Raw genomic sequence first — 4,427 nt, forward strand, 5'->3', positions numbered from 1 at the left:
CTCGTACAGAGGCTCGTCTTTGTGTCGATCCAAGGCTTGGGGCAAAAACCTCTTCATCGCGCAGACCGCGCACAAACGCTCGTTCTTCCCCACCTGGGCAAAGCTTTCCCCGGAGTTCATTCGTGCCCGCAGCCCGTCCCAAAAGGCCTTGACACCCATTTTATACTCATGGGCGCTCGTGCTGCCGGGGCGGATGAAGTCATGTAGGATCTCATGCTCGCCGCAAAGGGGGCATTTTTCCCCCTGCTGGGCCCTTCGGACGCGGTTCGGTTTCAGTTTGGTTGCCGCCAGGAGGGACTGGGTCAGGGTGTGTGTGGCTGAATAGAGACGGGCCAAACGCCGCCCATTCGCTCCGTAGGGGCCGCTGAAGGCGGCCACTGTTTCCTGTTCGACACTCCATTTGGAGTCATGAAGCAACCCGGCCAGATCGGCCGTATCGTCCAGCCCCAGGAGCTTGGCGGCGGCAAAACCGAATTGCCAATAATCGCCGATCTGATGGTCGAAGATGCCCCGCGTGGCCCGCCCGGCTTCGCCCTTGGGCGCCAGATACTCACGAACATGCCCGGCAAGGCGCAGCCATTCGGCCTGTATGGCCTTTTGGATGTCCTGGCAGACCTCCTGAGCCATGTTCGTGGAGACCACAAAGACGAATTTATTGGGAAACGAGGCGATACCTCGACTCTCCTCAGTATGACGACGGACATTTTCGTCCGGCTCGGTCAGCAGATGGCCGAGATGGAACTCCCTGTCCAGCCACGCATCCACCATGGTCTGATCGTGAAGCGACGGGTACATGACATGATCGGGGCCAAGGGCTTCGGACACCCGTCGCAGCCCGGTAAAGGACAGATAGGATAGAATGACCGAGCCCACCCAATGGTCCCTGAGTTTGCGGGCCTTGGCAATGAACGGCTGCACCGGGGTGATGGAGAACACGGCAAGAGAGGCGGACCCATTTGGGTCGTCCTTCATGGCCGAGGCCAGGGCCGAAGCTAGGCCGCAATGATGCCAGACGGCGTGGTCGGGCATGCGGGTGTCGGCAGGCAGAAAATCCCAGAGAGCCCCAAGGCCGCCGGCATTTTCGGCCCGCAGGCGTTTCTTCAAGGCGAAGAAAAGGTAGTGGAACAAGGCCCGGGACCAGCCTTCGGGATCGCTCGTGCGGTTGAAAAAGGCGTTCAAAGGTGCCCTGTTTTCCGACTCCAGACGCAGGAGGTCAAGCTCCTCGGCTGTGAGGCCCTCGCCAATGTCCTTTTTCAGGAGGGCAAGCACGGCTTGGTGAACCTTGTCCACGGTCATGCTTGGTGGCAGATCGAGTCGAAGATCGGCGTTATTGACCAGTGGATGGGTGATTACGGAATTGTCCTTGGCCATGAAATCCACGGCCCCATTGCGCTGCTGGTCGTCGTGATGGCCGGGTAGCGCGGCCCGAGTCAAACCCGAAGCCATGGCGTCAGCGGATTGGTACTCGTTCTTGTTCGGCAGGACCTGGTGGAGCAGGGTGGCTATCTCTGCGGCCCGCACCTCGTGCCCCTGGATTTTCAGGGCCTTGTGCACCGGGTCGTGCAGAAATACGGATACTTTGTGTTGCCAGTAGTCGGGTCGTTTCATGAGTTTCCTCCCCAACGCCGAAGTTCCTTCTGATTGTCCAGGAACGTATGTACCTTTTTCCACACTTCTAGTTCTCTGCCTCCATTTTTTTCATCCCAAGGTTTTGGAACAGGATGAGGCAGATGCAGGATGCGGCCGACTATCTGATTTAGTTCGTTTCGTTTGATCATGAGTCGTAATTGCGAGGGCATGCGGCCGTTGTTGTCACCCCAGGCAGACACCTTGTGATTTCGTCCGGCCGGATAGCCCAAGATATGGCGAGATTCCAACTCGTCTTTTTTGGTGAACGGAAGCGAGGTCCTCGTTTTCATGTACAGCTCGGAAAAAACCCGAAATACATCCTCCCAGGTTTTGCCGGCAGTATATTCCCAGCAGAGCAGTCCCTGGTCGTCACGGCCCAGGGCATGAGGATATTTTCTGCCTTGGTCGGTCATGACCGCTTTGAATTCCAAGGAGGCCGATTGGTCCAAGGTGGGATGGAAGCCTCCTCCGCTCAGGGCCAGGGATCCGTAGCCGTTGCGACTCCGGCCACCGATGGTGCCCAGAAGGTGGACCAGGGATAATGTTTGTTCCAATGTCTTTTTTTGAGTTTTTGGAATATGCAACGAAAAGGCGGCCTTGGAGCCGGGTTGAATGAATCGTCGGGTAACCAATGTGTATTTGCCGTTGACCTTCTCCTGATTGACGGGCCCATAGCCGAGATAGAGAAGGCGATCTACCATAATGGGATTTCCCGATTTGCCTTTAACTTCCGGATGTTCAATTTTTCCAATCGAAGGTAATGTGTCTTTTACGGAGAAATCATTGGCTGGCGTGAGAGATATGCGTATTCGACTTGCCGATGTTTTTTCGTCTCCCAAGACCGTTCCGAAAAGTTTACCTTCTTCTTCTCGCAACCTGTCGGGAGAAAGTTGGCCATTGGCCACCCGCCACCATTGCCGGAGCAGATTCTTGAACGGCGCCGACCTCAATTCGGCGTTCTGGTCCGCCCCGCCCAGGAAGGTGGGGCTCAGGAATTCGACCGTTAGCTCAAGTTTTTCGACGTCATGAAAACGGGTGACGATCATGGCTCACCTCGTGTCTGTTTCAAGGTCATAGCCTATGAACCTCCTTGGAAATAAACCTGTTGGTGTTCAAAGATCACCCCTCCACCTTCTCCACTCTCCCCAGCCCCATGGCCGCGCCCTTGCCCACGTGGACCATGCGGGCGGCCTCCATCCATTCCCGGGTCCAGGGCCGGGCAGCGTCCAGATTGAAATCGCCAACCAGCCCGCCCAGTGGCACCTTGCGTTCCTGGCGGTTGGAATAGCGCTCGTACTCCATCCAGTTCAGGTCGGAGGCGATGGGCCCGCAGTCTTCCAGTTCCCGGGAGAGTTTGGTCCAGGCCTCGCGGCCCAGGGGTTCGCCGCCGCAGAAGAGCACGGAAAGGGCTTCCAGTCGGCGGGCCAGAGTCTGGAACAGGAAAGGCCAGTCCATGGCCCCGAGGTAATTGCCCTGCTTGCGAAGGCGAACAGGGGTCATGAAGCGGTATGCCGCGCCGTTGGCTGGACCGAAAGCCGGAATCTGGGGCAGGGGTTCGTCTGGACGCTCCATTTTTCGCCAGGAACCGTCCGGTTCCAGAACCTGGACGGCCATCAATCGATAGGGGATACGGGACGGTCCGACGCCCTTTTTCCCGCCACTCAGCAGGGCCTTGCACAGGGCCGGGTAGAAGCGGGAACATGAGCCGATCAGTGTCAGTTCCAAACGAACATCGGCCTCACCCGCCTCATGATTGCAGTATATGACATAGCCTCGAGGGGAGTCCAGGAGGCCAGGCACGTCGGTGCGGGCCTCCATGGTCAGGTAGGCCGGACAATGGCTCTTGATCAGACAGTTCTTGCAGTCGGCACCGTGATTCATGGGGCAGACCAGAGCCTTGAGTTCCCAGCCCATGATTCCTCGCCAGGCCGATCCGCCCAACCGGGATCGGGCGGCCGCGGACAGCCGAACGTCCAGCCCGAGCTTGGAAAGTACCAATCCGGGGAATACCTCCGCCACATTTTTCATAGTTTGTTGCCTCCTGGGTTCTGTTTTTCTTGCGATGCTTAACGGTATTGAGATCGTTATTTTCAAAAAAACCGAAAAGCAGTCCTCCCGATGGCCTATCACCATCCTGCTGGAGGCATGAAGGCAAAAAAAAGGGGGGGGACAGGTGGCCAATAATTGCCGCCTTCCCCCCGGTTATGACGTACAATCGACAACCTTTAAGGGTCAAGTCCATAACGCTTGGCGATCAGCCGTCATAAGGTGACGATGTGAGAATGCATGTGTAACCGGCTCGATGAACCGGCCACAGAGCAGCTCGATTGAGATGTCCACTGACAATGTGAATATTTTCTCCGTCTGCCGACTGTCCATTTTCTATACTAAATCGTAATATTGTGTCCGCCCACTTGAAGGACGAGGATGGATACTAGGGGCGTTCTCCCTGACCGAAATCTTGTGACTACAGTCGACATACAGATCCGCAGACGCGGGGCAACTGATCTGACCAGGTTCGGATTCCGGTACGGGTGGCCTGCTCGAAGAACGGGGGGAGAAGTCTGTCCTCGATCCAAGTTTGCATCTCCCGCCATTTTGATTCCTCGATCGGTTTGAAGCCGTGGGCCAGAATCGATTCGTTCCTGGTTCCGAGGTGCGTGTTCAAATCCCGGATATTGCTTTGAGCCCATTGGGCGCACGGTCCACGTCCGTGGAAGGCCACCAGTTCCCAGACCTTGTACAGGGGGGCTTTCACTTTTCCGTCCGCGCCGGGAAAGAGCATCATCCCTTCCGGA

Annotated in this window: 4 protein-coding genes; all 4 read right to left on the reverse strand. The window is 56.9% G+C overall.

The window, feature by feature from the left end:
• The coding region (locus tag EOM25_12550; protein ID NCC26003.1) for a hypothetical protein at nt 1–1,608 on the reverse strand (1,608 nt) is incomplete at its 3' end.
• The gene (locus EOM25_12555) at nt 1,605–2,675 is read right to left on the reverse strand and encodes a hypothetical protein (GenBank protein NCC26004.1); all 1,071 of its coding nucleotides are present in this window, start codon (nt 2,673–2,675) and stop codon (nt 1,605–1,607) included. The genes EOM25_12550 and EOM25_12555, both read right to left, overlap by 4 nt.
• Before the next feature lie 73 nt (nt 2,676–2,748).
• Nucleotides 2,749–3,762, reverse strand: a complete 1,014-nt coding sequence (locus EOM25_12560; protein NCC26005.1) for a CRISPR system precrRNA processing endoribonuclease RAMP protein Cas6 — start codon at nt 3,760–3,762, stop codon at nt 2,749–2,751.
• A gap of 334 nt (nt 3,763–4,096) precedes the next feature.
• Nucleotides 4,097–4,417: a hypothetical protein gene (locus tag EOM25_12565; protein ID NCC26006.1), complete on the reverse strand. Its 321-nt coding sequence runs from the start codon at nt 4,415–4,417 to the stop codon at nt 4,097–4,099.
• Nucleotides 4,418–4,427 lie beyond the last annotated feature (10 nt).

This window comes from Deltaproteobacteria bacterium (assembly GCA_009929795.1).
GTDB lineage: Bacteria > Desulfobacterota > Desulfovibrionia > Desulfovibrionales > Desulfomicrobiaceae > RZZR01.

Excerpts from the sequence above, each read along its gene's own strand:
- EOM25_12555 (NCC26004.1), bottom strand. The coding sequence starts at position 2,675 with ATGATCGTCACCCGTTTTCATGACGTCGAAAAACTTGAGCTAACGGTC.
- EOM25_12560 (NCC26005.1), bottom strand. The coding sequence starts at position 3,762 with ATGGTGATAGGCCATCGGGAGGACTGCTTTTCGGTTTTTTTGAAAATA.
- EOM25_12565 (NCC26006.1), bottom strand. The coding sequence starts at position 4,417 with ATGATGCTCTTTCCCGGCGCGGACGGAAAAGTGAAAGCCCCCCTGTAC.